Here is a 6,172-nt window from a genome sequence, read left to right on the forward strand (position 1 = left end):
TTTCTCCAACCCCTTATTTTTTAATCTCTCTTTAAGCTTTTAAAGCTATAATTCCATTTCCTTTTTTGCGCTACACTTTCTAGCAAAAGCTTAGAAACTATCGCTTAAAGATACACAAGCTTAGAACAATATTTTGTTTAGAGTTCTTATCTTAAACTCTTAATGTTTTTAAGATAATCTTTAATAAGCTTTTTATTGTCTTTAAAAGAATATGAGTTTCTTAATCTTTAAACTTGAGAGTAAAAGAGTAGCTAAGCATAAAAGATGTGTTCTTTAACTTTTTAAAATGATTACTAAAATTTTAAAGTTAAAATGATCTTTGACAACTAAGCAGGAAATTAAGTAAAACAACTATAAAGTAATTTTCTTAATTTTCTAAAATCGATACAACATAACTCATTTATTGCTTTGAAAGTTTTATTCTTTAAAAGTAAAAGTTTATTCTTTTATTTTTAATTAGCATAAAACCAACAAATCTATACAGAGATTTTGAGATTTTAGGACAAACTAATCCAAACCTAAAAACTTCTTAATAGTTTAACTATTTAGAAACAAACTCTTTTAAACCTTAGCATTTAAATGTAAAGTTTAAAAGTTTATTTTTTTGGAGAGTTTGATCCTGGCTCAGAGTGAACGCTGGCGGCGTGCCTAATACATGCAAGTCGAACGATGAAGCTCTAGCTTGCTAGAGTGGATTAGTGGCGCACGGGTGAGTAATGCATAGGTAACATGCCCCATAGTCTGGGATAGCCACTAGAAATGGTGATTAATACCGGATACTCCTTACGAGGGAAAGTTTTTCGCTATGGGATTGGCCTATGTCCTATCAGCTTGTTGGTGAGGTAATGGCTCACCAAGGCTATGACGGGTATCCGGCCTGAGAGGGTGATCGGACACACTGGAACTGAGACACGGTCCAGACTCCTACGGGAGGCAGCAGTAGGGAATATTGCTCAATGGGGGAAACCCTGAAGCAGCAACGCCGCGTGGAGGATGAAGGTTTTCGGATTGTAAACTCCTTTTGTTAGAGAAGATAATGACGGTATCTAACGAATAAGCACCGGCTAACTCCGTGCCAGCAGCCGCGGTAATACGGAGGGTGCAAGCGTTACTCGGAATCACTGGGCGTAAAGAGCGCGTAGGCGGGCTAGCAAGTCAGATGTGAAATCCTATGGCTTAACCATAGAACTGCATTTGAAACTATTAGCCTAGAGTATGGGAGAGGTAGGTGGAATTCTTGGTGTAGGGGTAAAATCCGTAGAGATCAAGAGGAATACTCATTGCGAAGGCGACCTGCTGGAACATTACTGACGCTGATGCGCGAAAGCGTGGGGAGCAAACAGGATTAGATACCCTGGTAGTCCACGCCCTAAACGATGAATGCTAGTTGTTGGGGTGCTTGTCACTCCAGTAATGCAGCTAACGCATTAAGCATTCCGCCTGGGGAGTACGGTCGCAAGATTAAAACTCAAAGGAATAGACGGGGACCCGCACAAGCGGTGGAGCATGTGGTTTAATTCGAAGATACGCGAAGAACCTTACCTAGGCTTGACATTGATAGAATCCGCTAGAGATAGTGGAGTGCTAGCTTGCTAGAACTTGAAAACAGGTGCTGCACGGCTGTCGTCAGCTCGTGTCGTGAGATGTTGGGTTAAGTCCCGCAACGAGCGCAACCCTCGTCCTTAGTTGCTAACAGTTAGGCTGAGCACTCTAGGGAGACTGCCTTCGCAAGGAGGAGGAAGGTGAGGATGACGTCAAGTCATCATGGCCCTTACGCCTAGGGCTACACACGTGCTACAATGGTATGTACAAAAAGACGCAATACCGCGAGGTGGAGCAAATCTTTAAAACATATCTCAGTTCGGATTGTAGTCTGCAACTCGACTACATGAAGCTGGAATCGCTAGTAATCGTGAATCAGCCATGTCACGGTGAATACGTTCCCGGGTCTTGTACTCACCGCCCGTCACACCATGGGAGTTGTATTCGCCTTAAGTCGGAATACCAAACTGGTTACTGCCCACGGCGGATGCAGCGACTGGGGTGAAGTCGTAACAAGGTAACCGTAGGTGAACCTGCGGTTGGATCACCTCCTTTCAAGAGATTAAAGCTAAATATTCGTTTATTTAGTTTTTAAAGTTGTTTTATTCCTGCTTAGTTTTCAGAGATCATTGAAAGCAAGACTTTAAAAATAGGGGCTTATAGCTCAGGTGGTTAGAGCGCACCCCTGATAAGGGTGAGGTCGGAGGTTCAAGTCCTCCTAAGCCCACCATGGGGAATTAGCTCAGCTGGGAGAGCGCCTGCTTTGCACGCAGGAGGTCAGCGGTTCGATCCCGCTATTCTCCACCAAATCTAAAGTCTAGTCTATAACTTTAAAAGTAAAGTATAGATATTTATAGAACAATAAGTATTTATAAAAAGAAGAGTAATTATTCAATATATTGTTTAAAAGTTTAGAAATTTAGAATAAACTTTAGAAGTTTATAATTCCTAAAAGAGTAAAATAATCTTCTTTGAATGAAAGATTAAAAACTATTAAGAGATTATAAAAGAATAAAGAATAAAAGGTTTTAATCTAAATACGCTTTTAATTTATATAATTTATAAAGTGTCTTTAGATTAGAATCTTTTTTAAAAGCATTCTAAATGTTATTTAAAAACTCATTGTTAAAGCCTATATAAGTAAATAACTACAATCACGCATAACCAAAGATTGTCTTTATGGAAGTAAGCAATTACATTCATTAAGGCAGTGGCGTTAATAGAATACAAAGTCAGTTAAGCTTGTAAAGGGCAAATGGTGGATGCCTTGGGTAGTAGAGGCGATGAAGGACGTACTAGACTGCGATAAGCTATGGGGAGCTGTCAAGATGCTTTGATCCATAGATTTCCGAATGGGGCAACCCAATGTATTGAGAGATACATTACCTTAAATGGAGCGAACCTAGTGAAGTGAAACATCTCAGTAACTAGAGGAAAAGAAATCAAACGAGATTCTCTTAGTAGCGGCGAGCGAACGGGGAACAGGGCAAACCAAGTGCTTGCACTTGGGGTTGTGGACTGCAACATCCACTAAAATACTCTAATAGAACATTCTGGAAAGGATAGCCATAGAGGGTGATAGTCCCGTATATGAAAGAGTATTTTTAGGTAGCAGGATCCAGAGTAGGTCAGGACACGTGAAATCCGGGCTGAAGCTGGGGGGACCACCCTCCAACCCTAAATACTACTACTACACCGATAGCGAACCAGTACCGTGAGGGAAAGGTGAAAAGAACCGCAGTGAGCGGAGTGAAATAGAACCTGAAACCATTTGCCTACAATCATTCGGAGCCCTATGATTTATCAGGGTGACGGACTGCCTTTTGCATAATGATCCTGCGAGTTGTGGTATCTGGCAAGGTTAAACTAATGTGAAGCCGTAGCGAAAGCGAGTCTGAAAGGGCGCTTAGTCAGATGCTGCAGACCCGAAGCTGAGTGATCTATCCATGGCCAAGTTGAAAGTGGGGTAACACCCACCGGAGGACTGAACTCGTACCCATTGAAACGGGTTGGGATGAGCTGTGGATAGGGGTGAAAGGCCAATCAAACTCAGTGATAGCTGGTTCTCTTCGAAATATATTTAGGTATAGCCTCAAGTGATAGTAATAGGGGGTAGAGCTCTGATTGGGCTAGGGCTGCTCACCGCGGTACCAACCCCTGTCAAACTACGAATACCTATTACCGTATCTTGGGAGTCAGGCGGTGGGTGATAAAATCAATCGTCTAAAGGGGAACAACCCAGACTACCAACTAAGGTCCCTAAGTTCTATTCTAAGTGGAAAAAGATGTGGAGTTACTCAGACAACCAGGAGGTTGGCTTAGAAGCAGCCATCCTTTAAAGATAGCGTAACAGCTCACTGGTCTAGTGATTCTGCGCTGAAAATATAACGGGGCTAAGATAGACACCGAAGTTGTAGATTGTGCTGATGCACAGTGGTAGAAGAGCGTTCACATCAGCGTTGAAGCCATACCGGTAAGGAGTGGTGGAGCGGTGTGAAGTGAGCATGCAGGAATGAGTAGCGATAAAAGTGGTGAGAATCCACTTCGCCGTAAATCTAAGGTTTCCTACGCTATGCTCGTCATCGTAGGGTTAGTCGGGTCCTAAGACAAGTCCGAAAGGGGTAGTCGATGGAAAATAGGTTAATATTCCTATACCAACATTAGTGTGCGATGGGGGGACGCATAGGGTCAAGACAAGCTGACGGATAGAAGTGTCAGTCGAAGGGTGCAAGTAAGAAGATTGGTAAATCCGCTTCCCTTTCCCAAACCCAACAGGCTCTTTGAAGTCTTCGGACGGATGAGAGAATTGTTAAGATCGTCGTGCCAAGAAAAGCCTCTAAGTTTAGCTAATGTTGCCCGTACCGTAAACCGACACAGGTAGATGAGATGAGTATTCTAAGGCGCGTGAAAGAACTCTCTTTAAGGAACTCTGCAAACTAGCACCGTAAGTTCGCGATAAGGTGTGCCTACGCAAGTAGGTCTCAGCAAAGAGTCCCTCCCGACTGTTTACCAAAAACACAGCACTTTGCCAACTCGTAAGAGGAAGTATAAGGTGTGACGCCTGCCCGGTGCTCGAAGGTTAAGAGGATTAGTCAGCAGCAATGTGAAGCTTTGAATTGAAGCCCGAGTAAACGGCGGCCGTAACTATAACGGTCCTAAGGTAGCGAAATTCCTTGTCGGTTAAATACCGACCTGCATGAATGGCGTAACGAGATGGGAGCTGTCTCAAAGAGTGATTCAGTGAAATTGTAGTGGAGGTGAAAATTCCTCCTACCCGCGGCAAGACGGAAAGACCCCGTGGACCTTTACTACAGCTTGGCACTGCCGATGGGAGCATTATGCGCAGCATAGGTGGGAGGCTTTGAAATCTTTACTCCGGTAGAGATGGAGCCACCGTTGAGATACCACCCTTAATGTTTCTGTCTGCTAACTAGCTTGAGTTATCCTCAAGTAGGACAATGCCTGGTGGGTAGTTTGACTGGGGCGGTCGCCTCCTAAAAAGTAACGGAGGCTTGCAAAGGTTGGCTCAAAATGGTTGGAAATCATTTGTAGAGTGTAATGGCATAAGCCAGCCTGACTGTAAGACAAACAAGTCAAGCAGAGACGAAAGTCGGTCATAGTGATCCGGTGATTCTGTGTGGAAGGGTCATCGCTCAAAGGATAAAAGGTACCCCGGGGATAACAGGCTGATCTCCCCCAAGAGCTCACATCGACGGGGAGGTTTGGCACCTCGATGTCGGCTCATCGCATCCTGGGGCTGGAGCAGGTCCCAAGGGTATGGCTGTTCGCCATTTAAAGCGGTACGCGAGCTGGGTTCAGAACGTCGTGAGACAGTTCGGTCCCTATCTGCCGTGGGCGTAGGAAAGTTGAGGAGATCTGTCCCTAGTACGAGAGGACCGGGATGGACATACCACTGGTGTAGCTGTTGTCCTGCTATGGGCATCGCAGCGTAGCTACGTATGGATGTGATAAACGCTGAAAGCATCTAAGCGTGAAGCCAACTCCAAGATGAACTTTCCCTGAAGGTCGCAGGAAGACTACCTGCTTGATAGGGTAGGGGTGTAAGCATAGTAATATGTTTAGCTGACTACTACTAATAGACCGATTGGCTTAATTGATAAAAAGCCACTGCCTTAATGAGTGTAATCACTCTTTAATAATTAAGGTAAAACTTTGGAAAAAAGATTGTATTACTTACTAAGTTTTATAAGAGAATAGAGAAAATAAATTCTTTAAAGCTTTATAGAGATTTATTAAAATATTAGACAATAGAATATCAAGCAATAAAGAATATAAATGGATAAAAGATTAAAAAGTAAAATCAATACTTTTTAGCAATAAAATCTATAAGACTTAAACAATAGGCTTTCTTTACATTGTCATCTTCGTGCTAATAGAGAAGAGGTTCCACCTAGTCCCATTCCGAACCTAGAAGTTAAGCTCTTCTTCGCTGATGATACTGCTCCTTTCAGGAGTGGTAAAGTAGGACGGTGCGGAGATGAGAGTGTAAAGAGTAGAATGGGTTACTTCTTTAACTTCTTTTTAATCCTTAATCTTATTATTGTATTTTTATATTTAGTGTTTGTGGGTTTAGTGTTATTGTTTATTTGTTGTGCTCGTTATAATTGGG

At 42.8% G+C, this 6,172-nt stretch carries 2 tRNA genes and 3 rRNA genes; all 5 read left to right on the forward strand.

Features of this window, described 5'->3' with window-relative positions:
- The first annotated feature begins 601 nt into the window (after positions 1 to 601).
- Positions 602 to 2,097, forward strand: a 16S ribosomal RNA gene (locus EBF09_RS08840).
- A gap of 98 nt (positions 2,098 to 2,195) precedes the next feature.
- Positions 2,196 to 2,272, forward strand: a tRNA-Ile gene (locus EBF09_RS08845).
- 1 nt (position 2,273) lies between these two features.
- Positions 2,274 to 2,349, forward strand: a tRNA-Ala gene (locus EBF09_RS08850).
- A 427-nt stretch (positions 2,350 to 2,776) separates the two neighbouring features.
- Positions 2,777 to 5,660: ribosomal RNA gene (locus EBF09_RS08855) — 23S ribosomal RNA — on the forward strand.
- Between the two features lie 265 nt (positions 5,661 to 5,925).
- Positions 5,926 to 6,041 (forward strand): 5S ribosomal RNA (gene rrf, locus EBF09_RS08860).
- The 16S, 23S and 5S rRNA genes sit together here with 2 tRNA genes alongside, the layout of an rRNA operon.
- The last annotated feature ends 131 nt before the right edge of the window (positions 6,042 to 6,172 follow it).

It is taken from the genome of Helicobacter burdigaliensis, from assembly GCF_003670295.1.
GTDB classification, from domain to species: Bacteria; Campylobacterota; Campylobacteria; order Campylobacterales; family Helicobacteraceae; genus Helicobacter_D; species Helicobacter_D burdigaliensis.